14 protein-coding genes are annotated in these 15,126 nt (G+C 71.9%); 7 read left to right on the forward strand and 7 right to left on the reverse strand.

From position 1 onward, the window contains the following. The first annotated feature begins 246 nt into the window (after positions 1-246). Both ACWCXX_RS15690 and ACWCXX_RS15695 read left to right on the forward strand, forming a co-directional pair. A complete protein-coding gene (locus tag ACWCXX_RS15690) occupies positions 247-1,200 on the forward strand; it encodes a hypothetical protein (RefSeq protein ID WP_451127411.1) in 954 nt (317 codons plus the stop codon). A gap of 296 nt (positions 1,201-1,496) precedes the next feature. Further along, positions 1,497-1,895, forward strand: coding sequence for an ATP-binding protein (locus ACWCXX_RS15695; RefSeq protein WP_451127371.1), 399 nt, complete (start codon positions 1,497-1,499; stop codon positions 1,893-1,895). Positions 1,896-2,017: 122 nt separating this feature from the next. Here the strand turns inward: ACWCXX_RS15695 and dapC are convergent, their stop codons facing one another. Together dapC and fdxA are read right to left on the reverse strand one after the other, a co-directional pair. After that, a complete protein-coding gene (dapC, locus tag ACWCXX_RS15700) occupies positions 2,018-3,115 on the reverse strand; it encodes a succinyldiaminopimelate transaminase (RefSeq protein ID WP_451127373.1) in 1,098 nt (365 codons plus the stop codon). A 284-nt stretch (positions 3,116-3,399) separates the two neighbouring features. Continuing rightward, positions 3,400-3,720: a ferredoxin gene (fdxA, locus tag ACWCXX_RS15705; RefSeq protein ID WP_028438930.1), complete on the reverse strand. Its 321-nt coding sequence runs from the start codon at positions 3,718-3,720 to the stop codon at positions 3,400-3,402. A gap of 117 nt (positions 3,721-3,837) precedes the next feature. On the opposite strand from fdxA, the gene ACWCXX_RS15710 reads away from it, so the two are divergent. The 3 genes from ACWCXX_RS15710 to ACWCXX_RS15720 all read left to right on the forward strand — a co-directional run bounded on the left by ACWCXX_RS15710 (position 3,838) and on the right by ACWCXX_RS15720 (position 6,400). Then, positions 3,838-4,857: a GNAT family N-acetyltransferase gene (locus ACWCXX_RS15710; RefSeq protein WP_451127375.1), complete on the forward strand. Its 1,020-nt coding sequence runs from the start codon at positions 3,838-3,840 to the stop codon at positions 4,855-4,857. Positions 4,858-4,875: 18 nt separating this feature from the next. Continuing rightward, the gene (locus ACWCXX_RS15715) at positions 4,876-5,733 is read left to right on the forward strand and encodes a transglutaminase-like domain-containing protein (protein WP_451127377.1); all 858 of its coding nucleotides are present in this window, start codon (positions 4,876-4,878) and stop codon (positions 5,731-5,733) included. Between the two features lie 151 nt (positions 5,734-5,884). Further along, a complete protein-coding gene (locus tag ACWCXX_RS15720; protein WP_451127379.1) occupies positions 5,885-6,400 on the forward strand; it encodes a GNAT family N-acetyltransferase in 516 nt (171 codons plus the stop codon). A gap of 80 nt (positions 6,401-6,480) precedes the next feature. Here the strand turns inward: ACWCXX_RS15720 and ACWCXX_RS15725 are convergent, their stop codons facing one another. From ACWCXX_RS15725 to ACWCXX_RS15735, 3 genes are all read right to left on the reverse strand, one after another. Next, positions 6,481-7,008 carry a hypothetical protein gene (locus tag ACWCXX_RS15725; protein WP_451127413.1) on the reverse strand — a complete coding sequence of 176 codons (528 nt, stop codon included), beginning with the start codon at positions 7,006-7,008 and terminating at the stop codon, positions 6,481-6,483. A 167-nt stretch (positions 7,009-7,175) separates the two neighbouring features. Further along, positions 7,176-9,191, reverse strand: a complete 2,016-nt coding sequence (locus tag ACWCXX_RS15730; protein ID WP_451127381.1) for a GTP-binding protein — start codon at positions 9,189-9,191, stop codon at positions 7,176-7,178. Positions 9,192-9,499: 308 nt separating this feature from the next. After that, complete coding sequence (locus ACWCXX_RS15735; RefSeq protein ID WP_451127383.1) at positions 9,500-10,924, reverse strand: hypothetical protein; 1,425 nt, start codon at positions 10,922-10,924, stop codon at positions 9,500-9,502. Between the two features lie 359 nt (positions 10,925-11,283). On the opposite strand from ACWCXX_RS15735, the gene ACWCXX_RS15740 reads away from it, so the two are divergent. Continuing rightward, positions 11,284-12,012 carry a class F sortase gene (locus ACWCXX_RS15740; RefSeq protein WP_451127385.1) on the forward strand — a complete coding sequence of 243 codons (729 nt, stop codon included), beginning with the start codon at positions 11,284-11,286 and terminating at the stop codon, positions 12,010-12,012. Between the two features lie 122 nt (positions 12,013-12,134). Next, the gene (locus ACWCXX_RS15745) at positions 12,135-13,655 is read left to right on the forward strand and encodes a VCBS repeat-containing protein (RefSeq protein ID WP_451127387.1); all 1,521 of its coding nucleotides are present in this window, start codon (positions 12,135-12,137) and stop codon (positions 13,653-13,655) included. A gap of 76 nt (positions 13,656-13,731) precedes the next feature. On the opposite strand, the gene ACWCXX_RS15750 is transcribed toward ACWCXX_RS15745, so the two are convergent. Further along, positions 13,732-14,025: a DUF397 domain-containing protein gene (locus ACWCXX_RS15750; protein ID WP_451127389.1), complete on the reverse strand. Its 294-nt coding sequence runs from the start codon at positions 14,023-14,025 to the stop codon at positions 13,732-13,734. Then, positions 14,012-14,839 (reverse strand): helix-turn-helix domain-containing protein, encoded by an 828-nt coding sequence (locus ACWCXX_RS15755; RefSeq protein ID WP_451127391.1) that lies wholly within the window; start codon positions 14,837-14,839, stop codon positions 14,012-14,014. Before ACWCXX_RS15755 ends, ACWCXX_RS15750 begins: the two co-directional genes overlap by 14 nt. Positions 14,840-15,126 lie beyond the last annotated feature (287 nt).

Raw genomic sequence — 15,126 nt, forward strand, 5'->3', positions numbered from 1 at the left:
CGCCGGCCACGGGCGGCGGGCGCCATGCGCCATGCGCCATGCGCCATGCGCCATGCGGCGGGCAGCGGGCAGCGGGCAGCGGGCAGCGGGCAGGATCGTACGGGACCAGGGCCTTTCGCCCGGTCCGGGGCGGATCGGACCCCTCGGGCCCGTCGTGATCCGGACCAGGGCCCCTGGGCCCTCGGCCCCGGTCCTGTACTCCAGTACGGTGGCCCCGTGCCCCGCACCGTCTCTTCCGCCTCTGCCGTGTCCTCCGCGCCTTCCACCGGTCGACGCACCGGCCGCAGCCGCCTCCTCCGCGTCGCGGCGGCTCTTGTCGTGCTCGCCGCGCTCGGCGGCTATCTGGCCGTTCAGTACGTGACCGGCAGCAAGCTCGTCGAGGGCTGCACGGTGGAGTCCGCCGACGGTTCGGACGGCGGGAGCCGTACGTACCGGATGAGCCCGGAGCAGGCGTCCAACGCGGCGACGATCTCGGCGGTCGGCACCTCGCGCGGGATGCCGGAGCGCGCCGTGACGATCGCGCTGGCGACCGCGCTCCAGGAGTCCGGGCTGCGCAACATCGAGCACGGCGACCGGGATTCGCTGGGCCTGTTCCAGCAGCGTCCCTCGCAGGGCTGGGGCACCGAGGAGCAGATCCTGGACCCGGTCTACTCCGCCGGGGAGTTCTACCGGCACCTGGCGAAGGTCCCCGGTTACTCGCGGCTGCCGCTGACGGTCGCCGCACAGCGGGTCCAGCGCAGCGGCTTCCCGCAGGCGTACGCGAAGCACGAGCCGGACGCGGCGCTGCTGGCGGCGGCCCTGACCGGCCGGACGCCCGCCGCGCTGAACTGTGTGCCGCCGCGGGCGACGGCCGCGGGGGCGGACGCGGCGAAGGTGCGGTCCGAGCTGGTACGGGCCTTCGGCAAGGACGTGCTGCCCGCCGCGCAGGGGGACGCGTCCTCGGACGGGAAGTCCGCGGCCGGTGCGGCGGCGACGAGCACGGTCTCGGTGCCGGTGCGCGCGACCCGCGCGTCCGGGGGCGGGAAGAAGGGCGCGGACCGGCGCGGCTGGGAGCTCGCGCACTGGGCGGTGGCACGGTCCGAGGCGCTCCGGATCGACGAGGTGTCCTACGCGGGCCGGGTGTGGGAGGCCGGGGCGGGCTGGCGGACGGAACGCAAGGAATCGGGCACCAGCCGGGTCCGGATCGGGCTCGCGCAGTAGTTCGTCCGGTCGCCCGCAACGGTCGTCCGGCGCTTCCCGGACGTTCCCGTACACGGGCCGACGGGACATCCCCCACCCCTTTTCGAGCCATCGTCATTTCCCTTGCGGCACAAGAGAAGTGACGATTCATCCGAGCTGCGGGGAAGCCGCGGACCGACCGGATTCAGCCGCTGCGGGCCGCGCGGTGCGTTACCGACTCTTTACCTCGGCCCACCGCAACCTCTCCCGCCCTCATGACGGTTGTCATTGCGTCCGATCAACGGACAGACAGATTCCTCACCCGTCGAAGGAGCATCATGTCCCTCCCCCTGACCCGCCGGATCGCCCGTGCCGCGCTGCTGATCGCCGCAGGCGCCGCTCCCGTGGTCGGCGCGGCCGGAGCCGCGAGTGCCGCGGCGCTTCCGCAGGCCCCGGAGCTCGGCGGTCTGACCACCGTCGACGGCGCCGCTCTCGGCGAGGTGGCGGACGGCGCCGGTCTCGGCAGGGCGGTCGACGGCACGTCCCGGCAGGGTGCCGACGCGGCGAACGAGACCGGCGGCAAGCTCGTCGGTACGGCCCTCCCGGTCGCGAGCAAGACCGTCGGCGAGGCCGGTACCCAGGCGGCTCCCACCGTGCAGAAGGCCGCGGGCGGCCTCGCGGGCAACGCGGGCGAAACCCTCGGCGGCGCGGCCAAGGGCGGCCTGCCGCTCGGCTGACCCGCCCCGGCCACCGACCGGCGCAGCATGTGCGAGGGGCCTCGGGAACGCGTTGCGTCCCGAGGCCCCTCGCACATGTCGCGTACCGACCTCGAACCGACCACCGGCCGCCGACCGGCCGCCTACGGGGCCAGGCGCTTGACCGCTGCCGCGACCCGTTCGTCCGTCGCCGTGAACGCCACGCGTACGAAGCGGTCGCCGGCCGGCCCGTAGAAGTCGCCGGGCGCCACCAGGATGCCGAGCTCCGCCAGGTACGCCACGGTCTCCCAGCACGGTTCGTCGCGCGTGGCCCACAGGTAGAGGCTGGCCTCGCTGTGCTCGATCCGGAAGCCGTGCGCCTCCAGGGCGGTGCGCAGGGCGGTGCGCCGTTCCGCGTACCGCTCGCGCTGCTCGGTGACGTGCGCGTCGTCGCCGAGTGCCGCGACCGTCGCCGCCTGGACCGGGGCGGGCGTCATCATTCCGCCGTGCTTGCGGATCAGCAGCAGTTCGCCCAGTACGGCCGCGTCGCCCGCGATGAAGGCGGCACGGTACCCGGCCAGGTTGGAGCGCTTGGAGAGCGAGTGGACGGCGACGATGCCGTCGTACGTGCTGCCGCAGACGTCCGGGTGCAGCACGGAGACCGGTTCGGCCTCCCAGCCCAGTTCCAGGTAGCACTCGTCGCTGAAGACCAGCACGTCGTGCTCGCGGGCCCAGGCGACGATCCGGGTCAGCTCGTCCTTGGCCAGGACGCGGCCGGTCGGGTTGGACGGCGAGTTCAGCCAGAGCAGCTTCAGCCCGGCCGGGTCCAGCTCCGTCGGGTCGTCGTAGACGACGGGTTCGGCGCCGCAGAGCCGGGCGCCCACCTCGTACGTGGGGTAGGCGAGCCGCGGGTACGCCACCCTGTCGCCCGCGCCGAGGCCGAGCTGGGTCGGCAGCCAGGCCACCAGTTCCTTGGAGCCGACGACCGGCAGGACGTTCTCGTGCGTCACCCCGACCGCGCCGAGCCGCCGCTGCAGCCAGCCGGTGATCGCGTCGCGCAGCTCGGTGGTCCCCCACACCGTCGGATAGCCGGGGCTGTCCGCGGCGGCGACGAGCGCCTGCTGGATCAGCGCGGGAACCGGGTCGACGGGCGTGCCGACGGACAGGTCCACGATGCCGTCGGGGTGCCCCGCGGCGGTCGACTTGTAGGGCGCGAGCTTGTCCCACGGGAAGACCGGGAGACGGGAGGAGACTGCGGACACGGAATCTCTCTGCTTTCTCGTACGGGGTCACGAGTTTCTGCGTACGTGCCCTGCGACCGGTTCCGCGAACGAGCCGCACGGACCGCACGAGCCGAACGGGCTGCACAGACCGCCCGGCCCGCCCAGCCGGCCCTGAACGCAAGGAGCACACGGAGCACACGGCCGGCCCTGAGCACGCGGACCGCCCGGATCGCCCGACACTCGTCACCCGGGTGTGAAAACGCCTCGGCCCCGCACGGTGACGAGCCGTACGGGACCGGGGCGGTGCACGTGGCGGCCGCCGACTACTGGTTCTGCGGCGGGAGCGCGGCGACGAACGGGTGGTCGCGCTCGATCAGGCCCAGCTTGGAGGCACCACCCGGCGACCCGAGGTCGTCGAAGAACTCGACGTTCGCCTTGTAGTAGTCCTTCCACTCGTCCGGAGTGTCGTCCTCGTAGAAGATCGCCTCGACCGGGCACACCGGTTCACAGGCGCCGCAGTCGACGCACTCGTCCGGGTGGATGTACAAGGACCGCTGGCCCTCGTAGATGCAGTCGACGGGGCACTCTTCGATGCAGGCCTTGTCCTTCACGTCGACACAAGGCTGCGCGATGACGTAGGTCACGCTGTCGTTCCTCCTCGGTAGGGCGTTGGCTCTCGCGCGGGAGCGCGGCGTCGTCGATGCCCACCCCTAGTATCTCCGTTCCGGGGCACGAACCGAACAGGAGGGGCACACAGAGCTGTGGAATTCACCATCGGCGGACAGCTCAAGGTCCGAATCACACCGAATGACGTGGGCAAACGGGTATCAGTCCGGCGTGTGTGCGAGGCCGGCCCTCAAGGAGCGAAGTTCACGGACACCGTCGGAGTGCTCACATCATGGACCGACGGTGTGCTCTCGATCACACAGAAGAGCGGTGAATCCGTCCGGATCGAGGAGTCCGTGTTGGTCGCGGGCAAGGTCGTGCCCGCCGCTCCGGCCCGCCGCCGCGGCCCCGCCGCCTCCTTCGAGGAGCTGTCCGCCGTCTGTGCCCGTGCCTGGCAGCCGGTGGAGAGCGAGCCACTGGGCGACTGGCGGCTGCGCGCGGCGCGGGGGTTCACCCGGCGCGCCAACTCCGTGCTGCCGCTCGGCGATCCGGGCGTGCCGCTCGACGAGGCGCTCCGGCGCGTCGGACAGTGGTACGAGGACCGTGGCCTGCCCGCGTACGTCCAGGCCGCGACCGGCGGCGAGGGCACCCAGGAGCTGCTCTGCGCGGAGCTGGAGGAGCGCGGCTGGCGGCGCGAGGTGACGACGGAGGTGCGGACCGCCGCGCTGGCGCCGATCGGCGACCTGGCGGCGGACGTGTCGCGGGTGCGGCTGAGCCGGGACCTCGACGAGGCGTGGCTCTCCCGCTACCAGCGCTTCGAGACCCCGGGCCCGCACGTCCTCCAGGTGCTGCGCGGCGGCCCGTCGGTGTGGTTCGCCTCGATACCGGCCGACGACGCCGCGTCCGGCGAGGGCACCGCCTCCGTGCCCGCCGCGATCGGCCGGTGCGTGGTGGACGGCCGGTGGGCGGGCTTCATGGCGGTCGAGGTCGATCCGGCGTACCGGCGCCGGGGGCTGGCCACCGCCGTGATGACCGCGCTCGCCCGCCGGGCCCTGGACGAGGGCGCGTCGGCGGCGTGGCTCCAGGTGGAGGCGGACAACGAGGGCGCGCGGGCGATGTACGAGAGCATGGGTTTCGTGGTCCACCACCTGTACCACCACTTCCGGTGGGCGTGAGGGAGGCGGACGATCCCGATGGACCCCCACCACCACGAGCGGCCGGACCGTCCCGACCCCGACGAGCTGCGCAGGCGGTTCGCCGCGGAGGCGCGCGAGGAGCGGCCCGACCTCGCGCTGCTCTGCCTGTTGCTGGGCGCGGTGGCCGATCCCGCCCTGGACGAGCACGGGATCGACGCGGCGCAGATCGAGCTGGACGAGCTGGCGGGCCGGCTTCCCTACGGGGTGCGGGGCGGCCGGGCCTGGGCCTCGGCCCTCGCCGAGCTGCTCGGTGAGCGGTGCGGCTTCGCGGGCTCGTCGGCGGACTACCAGCGGCTGGAGTCGTCCCTGCTGCACGAGGTGCTGCGGCGCCGCCGGGGGCTGCCGATCCTGCTGTCCGTGGTGTGGATCGAGGTGGCGCGCCGGGCCGGGGCCCCGGTGTACGGGGTGGCGCTGCCCGGCCATTTCGTCGTCGGCTTCGGCGATCCGGACGAGCGGGTGCTGGCCGATCCGTTCGACGGCGGCCGGCCGATGACCGGGCAGGACGCGGAGCTGCTGGCGGCGGGGGCGACCGGGCAGCCGCTCGACGAGTCGATGCTGACGCCCGCGCGGACCCTGGACATCGTGCTGCGCGTCCTGAACAACATCAGGGCCTGGGCCGCGACCCGTCCGGAGCGCACGGACGTCGCGCTGTGGGCCGTGGACCTCTCGCTGTTGCTGCCCTCGCACCCCGCCAGGCTGCGCTACGAGCGTGCGCAGCTGCTCGTGCAGAGCGGGCAGTTCCTGCGCGGGGCGGTGGAGATGGAGGAGTACGCGGACGTGGTCGACGCGGTCGAGCCCGCGACGGCGGAGGAGGTCCGGCGCCGGGCACGGGCGGCGCGCTCCCTGCTGAACTAGGGCCCCTCCCGGCAAGCTTTGCCGGTCACGGCACCAGGACGTGTGTGTCCGGGGCCGGGCAGGTCTCCGCGTACGTGAAACCCGTTTGAGGGCCGGACGCCGCAGGGCCGAGGGTGGCCTCATGCATGACGTGAACCTTTCGGACGGGGTCGTGACTCTGTCTCCGCCGCGCCTGGACGACGTCGACGCACACCTGGCGGGCGATGACGAGCTCCAGGTCCGGTGGCTCAGCGGGGGGCCGGCGACCCGGGCCGGCACCGAGGCGTACTTTCGCCACTGCATCGAGCAATGGGCCGCCCGTGGACCGTTGCGTGCGTTCGGAATCCGTACGGCTACGGCTTCCCGGTCGACCCTGGTGGGTTACATCGACCTGCGATTCGAATTGGCGGGCCTGGCACCCGGCCAGGTCAACATCTCCTACGTGCTCTACCCGGCCTGGCGGGGACAGGGGCTGGTGACCCGTGCGGTCCGCCTGATCTGCCGGTACGCCGCAGCCGAGGGGGCGGCCCAGGGAGTGATCCGGGTGGATCCGGAGAACTCCCGGTCGGCAGCGGTCGCACGACGGGCGGGTTTCACCTACGACAAGCAGCTCGTGGAGGCGGACGGCAGCCGCACCGACTTCTACCTCCTCGGCCTGCCCGACGGGGCCGAGCCGCCGGCCATGTGACCGCTCCCCCACAAGAGACCCCGATCAGAGGCCCCGGATCGGGGGCCTCGGACCGGGGCCCCTTGATCGGATCCCCTGCGTCAGAGCCCCTGCTCCGCCCACTGCCGCAACAGCCGCTCCCGCTCCGCGCCCCGGGGCGATCCGCCCTCCGTGCGCCCCCACTCCGACATCGCGGCGAGCGTCGTGGACATCGTCGCGGCGCCCTCCGTGAGGCGGGACAGGAGGGCCCCGGAGAGGCTCGCCTCTGCCGGGGAGTAGCCGGAGGCCGCGGCGGCGTAGGCGGTCAGCCGGTGGTCGCCGTCGTGCGTCTCCACGTGCAGCGTCATCGCCGGCGGAGCCTCGCCCGCCCGGAGCGGGCGCTCGGGCAGAACCAGGTTCATCACCGTCTCCAGGGCCACGCCCCCGGCCATCCCGGCCCGCCGCCTCAGGGACTTCATGGGGACGTCGGACACCGTCAGGGCACGCACGTCCTCCCACAGGTGGAGGCCGGACTGCCCGTCGCCGAGGCCCATCACACCCTCGGGGGTCAGGCGCACCCCGGGTGCCAGACCGGACGGCTTCGCACCCATGTACACGTCGCCCTCGGCGATCCAGAACAGGCCCACCATGGCCACGGTTTGCTCACTTCTCCCGACGACGGCTCCGCCGCCGTGTCACATCGATGACCAGGCCCCCGAGCTGCTGCGAAACGCCTCCCCGGCCCTCGCGGCGCCCGGCCCGATCCTAACGACCGGCGCCGTCCGGACCACAGGTCACCACCCCCCCGCCTCCCCGGTCACCGCGCCTCCCCGCCCGCGGCGACCCTCCGCATCGTGCGCAGCAGGTACTCCTTGCGGTTGAGCGGGTCGTGGTCCGTGCGCGGCCGGTCCGGGGGTGTGCCGACGACGGCCCGGTACCGGTCGAAGTCGGACTCCAGCACTCCCTCGCCGCGCGTCAGGGCCGGAAGCCGCTGCTGGAGTTCGTGGACGCGGGCCACCGGGATCTCGCCCTCCAGCACACACGTGGAACCGTGCACGACAGGTGTCCCGGGGACGGCCCGCAGCTGTGCGAGTACGGGCAGGACCGGACCGAACAGGTCCGCGGGGAGTTCCAGGCGGAACCGGTGGATCGGCTCGTGCACCGTGGTCCCGGCCCGCTTCAGCGCGCTCATCAGGACCAGCGGGGTCAGGTTCCGGAAGTCCCCCGCCGTGCTCGACATGCTCTTGTCGAAAACCGCGTGGGAATGGCTCTGGCGGGGCCAGTAGCCGGAATGCGTCATGGTGACGACGCAATCGGTGACCTGCCAGCCGTGAATTCCCTGCCGCAGGGTCTCCCCCACGGTCTCCTCCACCGCTCTCATCAGGGAGAAGGGCATCGACCCGAGTTCCACCTCCAGCCGGTACGCAATGCCGCTGCCGGCCGGGGCGGGGTCGACCCTGAGACCGACGGTCGCCAGAAAGGGATTGTCGCCCTGATCGATGATCTCGTGCGCCGCGCCGCTTCCGTTCGGCCGTTCCAGACAAATGGTGGTGGTCTCGCGGAAGGTGACGCCGATTCCGAATTCTTCGGCGAGCGTCGCCTCGATGACTTCCTTCTGCACTTCGCCGTAGAGCGATACGGAAAGCTCCTGCCGGACGTCGTCCTGCCGCAGATCGATCAGTGGGTCCTGCTCGGCGAGCTGCGCGAGCGCGGCGTGCAGTTCGCCCCTCCTCGCGGGCGGGCGGGGCACCACGACCGATTCCAGCGTCGGCGGGGCGAACCACCGGCTCGGCCCGTCCGCGTCCGGCACGCCGACCGGGTCGCCGATCCGGATGCCGTCGAGCCCCCGGAGCTTCGCGATCCGGCCCGCGCCGACCTCCGCCCCGGGCACGGCCGAGCCCCGGTCGAAGACGCCGATCCCGGTCACCTTGCCCTCGGCCCGCCCGTCGCCCCGGCCGAACGGCAGCCGGTCGCGGACCCGTACCGTGCCCGAGAACATCCGGACGTACGCCGTCTTCTCGCCGCCCGGTCCGCGTTCCACCTTGAAGACCGTGCCCGAGACCGGCCCGTCGGCATCGCCCCGGCTCGCGGGCAGCAGCTCCCTCACCCCGCCGATCAGGGCGTCCACCCCCGCGCCGGTGATCGCCGAGCCGAAGTACACCGGGTGCACCAGGGCCCGCCCGGTCTGTGCCGCCAGTTCCTCGCGCAGCCGGTGGTACGGGAGCGGCGCGGCGTTCTCGACGTACGCGGCCAGGAGCGCGTCGTCGTGGTCGGCGAGCAGTTCGGTGAGCCGGTCCGTGAAGCCGGTGTCGGCCCCGGTGTACGGCACGCAGCGGGCGTCCGGGCCGCCCGGTCCGTCGACCGAGCCCATGGCGACCACGGCCGGGGTCAGCTTCTCGGCGATGCTCCGCAGTACGGACTCGTCCCGCGCACCACCGCGGTCGACCTTGTTCACGAAGACGAGCGTCGGAATGCGCAGGCGTCGCAGCGTCCGCATCAGAACGCGGGTCTGCGCCTGTACGCCCTCCACCGCGGAAACGACCAGCACGGCACCGTCGAGCACGTTCAGCACCCGTTCCACCTCGGCGATGAAATCCGGGTGCCCGGGGGTGTCGATCAGATTGACGGTGGTGTCGTCGATGGCGAACGAGACGACGGCGGACTTAATCGTGATGCCGCGTTGCCGTTCGAGCGCCAGGGAATCGGTCCGGGTGCTGCCGGCATCGACGCTGCCGATTTCGTCGATGACACCGGCGGCGTGGAGCAGCCGCTCGGTCAGGCTCGTCTTACCGGCGTCGACATGCGCCAGAATTCCCAGGTTCAGCGTGTGCACGAAACTCCATGTCCTCAAGATCGGTGGCAATTCCCGCCTGAATGAACATGTGAGTTCCTCGCATGACCCGCTCCTTCGGTCGGTCGACGTCAGCGGCGAGTACAGCAGGGGCCGATCTCCCCGACAACCGATTTACCGACCTCCGCCCCGCCGCCTCACCAACCCTGCCTCTTCGCACGGCAGTTGACGGGAATCAAGGGGTCGGTACGACCTGGTCGCCGGCTGCTCCGTCGAGCTGGCGCACCGGCAGACGAGTGGCCCGCCGCCGCCCAAACCTCACGCGGCGCTGCGTGCAGTCCAACGGGTGATTATCGGCCCGGCGCCACCCGAAGAGACCACGGCGTAGCTCCAATGCCGATCTCCCCGATGGCGCGGATCGGCATTCCGACTGACGGTGGATCACGTCGCCACTGCGCCACATTGAGTCGACAGCCCGTCACTCTTCGCAGTCGCGGCGGAAGGAATGTGTTCAGATGCGCTCTGCCCGCACACTGTTCGCTTCGGCCGCTGTCACAGCGGTCCTCGCCATCACCGGCCCGGCCGCCTACGCCATGGCGGCGTCCGGCGACTCCGGTAACGACAACGGTTACTCGTCCTCGCGCGGCGACGACCACGGCAAGTCCGACTCCGACCGCGGCGGCGACCGTGGCGGCGACCGCGGTGGTTACGGTGACCGCGGTGACGACCGTGGTGACGACCGCGGCGGACGCGGTGACCACGACAAGCCGTGGGGCGGCGTCCACGCCGGCGGCGGCTTCATGGCCTCCGTCCTCACCGGTGACGAGGAGGGTGGCCGCGGCGGCGACCGTGGCCGCGACGAGGGTGGCCGCGGTGGCGACCACGAGAAGGGTGGCAAGGGCGACCGCGGCGAGGACCACGGTGGCAAGGGCGACGACCGCGGTGGACGCGGCGAGCGACCCCACGGTGGCGTCCACACCGGCGGCGGCTTCATGGCTCGCGTCATCACGGGTGACGACGAGGGCGGCCGTGGCGGATACGGCGGCAAGGGCGGCGACGAGGGCGGTCGTGGCGGCAAGGGCGGCGACGAAGGCGGCCGTGGCGGATACGGCGACGACGAAGGCGGTCGCGGCGGACACGGCGACGACGAAGGCGGCCGTGGCGGATACGAGGGCGGCAAGCCTCGTGGCGGCGTCCACGCCGGCGGCGGCTTCACTGCCTCCGTGATCGCCGGTGACGACGAAGGCGGCCGTGGCGGCAAGGGCGGCGACGAAGGCGGCCGTGGCGGCGACGAAGGCGGCCGTGGCGGCGACGAAGGCGGTCGCGGCGGCGACGAAGGCGGTCGCGGCGGCGACGAAGGCGGTCGCGGCGGCAAGGGCGGCGACGAAGGCGGTCGCGGTGACGACGAAGGTGGCCGTGGCGGCAAGGGCGGCGACGAAGGCGGTCGCGGGGGCAAGGGCGGCGACGAAGGCGGTCGCGGCGGCTACGGCGACGACGAAGGCGGCCGCGGCGGCAAGCCCCGTGGCGGCGTCCACGCCGGCGGCGGCTTCATGGCCTCCGTCGTCACCGGTGACGACGAGGGCGGCCGTGGTGGCTACGGCGGCAAGGGCGGCGACGAGGGCGGTCGTGGCGGCAAGGGCGGCGACGAAGGTGGCCGTGGCGGATACGGCGACGACGAAGGCGGTCGCGGCGGCTACGGCGACGACGAAGGCGGCCGTGGCGGATACGGCGACGACGAGGGTGGTCGCGGCGGCAAGCCCCACGGTGGCGTCCACGCCGGTGGTGGCGGCATGGCGATGACCGGTGGCGGTCTGGCCGCCGGCTCGGCGCTGCTCCTCGGTGGCGTCGGTGTCGGCGCGTACAAGCTGCGCCGCCGTCAGTCGACGGGTGGCGCGATGGCCTGACCCGGCCCAACGTCAGTCGGTCGTTACGTTGTCGCGGCCGTCGCCCCTCGGGGCGGCGGCCGCGGCGGCTGCTTTTCCCCCCGAATAAATCCCGAATAAGTCCGCGCGACCCCGGACCCCAACACCCCCGCACAACACAACACACAACACGCGCCCACACGCACCCACCCCCACACACGCGCAACGCGCACTCGGCACCACAGCACAACTGAACCGAAAGGCACGTTCCCATGGCCGCCCCGCAGTCGACCGGCTCCACCCCCACCCGGACTGCCTCCCGAACCACACTGGGCCGCTCCCTGATGTGGCCCGCCGTGACAGCCGGTGTCGGCATGCTCCTCATCTACAACTCGTTCGGCAGTTCGGCCGACGACAAGCCTCCCGCCCCGCCGGCGGCCGTCGCGTCCGCCTCGCCCGAGATCCTCGGTTCCCACGCCGCGCCCGCCCCGGTCGCCTCGGCCACTCCGTCGGAGACCACCGTCGGCCCGACCATGTCGCGCTCCGTCCCCAAGCGGCTGAGCATCCCGACCATCGGCGTCAACGCGCCGTTCACCGACCTCTCCCTCGGCGCCAACGGCCAGTTGGACGCGCCGCCGCCCGACGACAACAACCTGGTCGGCTGGTACAAGGACGGCGCCACCCCCGGCGAGCGCGGCGCCTCGATCGTGGCGGGCCACGTGGACACGATGACCGGCCCGGCCGTGTTCCTCCAGCTCCAGTACCTCAAGCCCGGCACCAAGGTGGACATCACCCGCGCGGACGGCTCCGTCGCCACGTTCAAGGTCGACTCCGTCGAACAGTTCAGCAAGGCGAAGTTCCCCGACGAGCGGGTCTACGCCGACACCAACTCCGCCCAACTGCGCCTGATCACCTGCGGCGGCGCGTACAACAAGACCTCCAAGGACTACGAGGACAACGTGGTGGCCTTCGCCCACCTCGACAGCTACACGAACGGTTGAGCAGACGGCACTCGTCGACACTGCGACACAACCATCCGCCGGGCCTCGACGTCGTACGGGGCAGTACGGGAAACGCTTCCGTGCTGCCCCGACCGACGTCCCGAGCACCGGAGTTGATCCACGTGCCTGTTCTTTCCCCCCACCGTCGGCTGGCGATCGCGACCGGTGTCGCCCTGGTCGCCGGTGCCCTCGCCGCACCCGTCGCCCACGCCGCGCAGTCGTCCGCCCCGACCGCACACGCGTCCGCACACTCGTCCGTTCCTGCCGCGAGCACGCCCAGCACCAAGCGGCTGCGCGACGACTTCAACGGCGACGGCTACCCGGACGTCGCCGTCGGCGCCCCCATGGCCACGGTCGGCGGCTCGGAGGGAGCGGGCGCCGTGAGCATCCTCTTCGGCGGCCCCGGCGGCCTGTCCTCCGCCCGCAAGCAGGTGCTGACCTGGCCGGACCGCTCCGGCATCGAGAACCCGGGGGACGCCCGCTACGGCACGGCCCTGCGCAGCGCCGACCTGAACGCCGACGGTTACGCGGACCTCGTGAGCCGACTCTGGGCGAACCTGCCCGGCGGCGACCAGGGCACGGTCCTGGCCGTCAACTGGGGCGGTGCGTCCGGCCTTTCGAAGAACGCCACGGTCCTCGCCCCCGTCCCCGGCGACCAGGTCGACGGCACCGGTGACCTGGACGTGGGCGACGTGGACGGCGACGGCTTCGCCGACATCGCGGTGGGTGACGCACGGCGCGGCGGCCACGTCCTGCACGGCCCGATCGGCCGTACGGGCAAGTGGAGCCGGGTCGGTTCGTTCACGGTCGACGGCACCGCCGTGCTCGACACCTCGGAGATCGCCATCGGCGACGTGACCGGTGACGGCGTGGGCGACCTGGTGATCCTCGGCTTCGGCCCGGACGACCCGTGGCAGCAGCACACGTACCTGTTGAAGGGCAGCCGCACCGGCTTCGCCGCCCCGGTCGAGATCAAGGACGCGGCCGGGGCCGGTGTCGGCGGTGTCAGCGTGGGCATCGCCGACCTGGACAAGGACGGCCACGGGGACATCGTCATCGGGCGCGGCGACGAGTGGTCGCACGCGGACACCCCGGGGAAGAAGGGCGGCGCGCTCTTCGTCTCGTACGGCGGCCCGAAGGGGCAGAGCACCACCCGCAAGCCCGTCTGGATCAACCAGGACACCGAGGGCGTCTCGGGCACGGCCGAGGCCCACGACCGGATGGGCTACAGCCTGGCACTGGGCGACACGAACGGCGACGGCTACCCCGACATCGCCACGGGCCTGCCGGGCGAGCGGATCAACGGCATCTCCGAAGCCGGCCGGGTCCTGGTGCTCAAGGGCGGCCCGAAGGGCGTGAGCGGCGCGGGCTCCAAGGAGTTCGGCCAGTACACGGCCGGGGTTCCGGGTGTCGCCGAGGCGGGCGACCAGTTCGGCGAGGCCGTCGCGCTGGGCGACTACGACGGCAACGGCCGTACGGAAATGGTGGTCGGCGACCCCACGGAGAACAGCAGCAGGGGCGCCCTGTGGATCTTCGGTACGGACGCCACCGGCGTCGTCGCCAAGGGCTCCGTCTCGTTCGGCGCGGCCACGATCGGCGCCCCGACCGGCCCGTCCCGCTTCAGTGAAACGCTGACGGACTGACGAACTGACGGCCGGGCAGACGCGGAAGTGTGCGGGGGCGGCTCGGCCCCCGCACACACAACGTCACACCGGACGGTCACACCAGGCGGTCGCCCTTGACCGCCGTCACGAACGGCGTCCAGGCCGAGGCCGCGAAGACGACGGCCGGACCGTGCGGGTTCTTGCTGTCGCGGACGGGGACGCAGGCGGTGCAGGCATCGTTCACTTCGAGGCAGTCGCCGCTGGTGCCGCCGCTGTACGAGGACTTGCGCCAGGTCGCGTACGCCTCGCTGACCTCCAGGCACTCGCCGCCGTTGTCGCCGCTGTAACTGGACTTGCGCCAGGCGGACAGGACCGAGGCGTCCGGGACGATGGTCTCACTGCGCTTCATGTTCGTATTCCTCCGCAGCCGAACGGATGAGGGCCAGGGACTCCCGGTGCGAGAGCGCATCCCCCAATGCGTGATCGTAGGCCACCTGGCATTCACGCACTGCCGACGGATTCTCCCAGACCCGCCCCGACTTGAGCCCTTCGGTGTAAGCGACGGGGGGCAGGTCCTCAAACCACATCAGGGAGACCAGCCCCTCCAACAAGGCGTGGTAGCCCACCGAGAACGGCAGGACGTGCACCCGTACGCGCCGACACTCTCCGAACTCCACGACATGACGCAGCTGTTCGGCCATCAGGGCCGGACCGCCGATGGGACGGCGCAGCACCGCCTCGTCGAGCAGCGCCCACACCACGGGCGATTCGAAGTTGTCGAGGATGCGGGCGCGCTTCAACCGTGTGACAAGGAGCCTGTCACGTTCCTCGTCACTCTTGGGCGGGAAGCCTGAGCTCAACACCTCGCGGGCGTAAGCCTCCGTCTGGAGCAGACCGGGAATCAGCTTGGGTTCGTACAGCCGGATCACCGTCGCCTGCTTCTCGAACTCCGCAGCCGCCTCGAAGTATTCGGCGACTTTGTGTCCGTCATCCAGCACGGGCAGGAACCGCACGAAGAAGCCGCCCGTGTCCAGCACCTGGTCCAGCCGCTCGGCGTCCTCCAGCGAGGGCAGGCGCCGCCCCGCCTCCATGTGGGCGAGGTGTGTGCGGGACAGGAACGCACGCTGGCTCAGCTGCTCCTGCGTCAGCCCGGCCGCTTCTCTACGGCTGCGCAATTCCTTGCCGTACAGGACCCGGGCTTCGGGAATCTCCTCGACGGCCACCGGCAACTCCCCTATGTGCGAAGTGCATCGTCACGCTGAAACCTCTGGCGAGCGTAGCCGCAAGCAGCTCACTCTGTGACATGAATCACCCACGCAGAGTGAAGCGAAGCGAGAGGAAGTGCCATGACGACGCCCTTCGAGCAGGACGCCTACGTCGCCCACACCGGTACCGACGCCTACGGCCCCGGCAAGCTTGAGTTCTAGCGGTCCTCGCAACACTCACGATGATGGGAGTTGCGAGGACCGTGGGCGGTAAGAGGATCGATCCTGCGCTGCGGAAGCGTTTC

The organism is Streptomyces sp. NPDC001732, assembly GCF_053596315.1.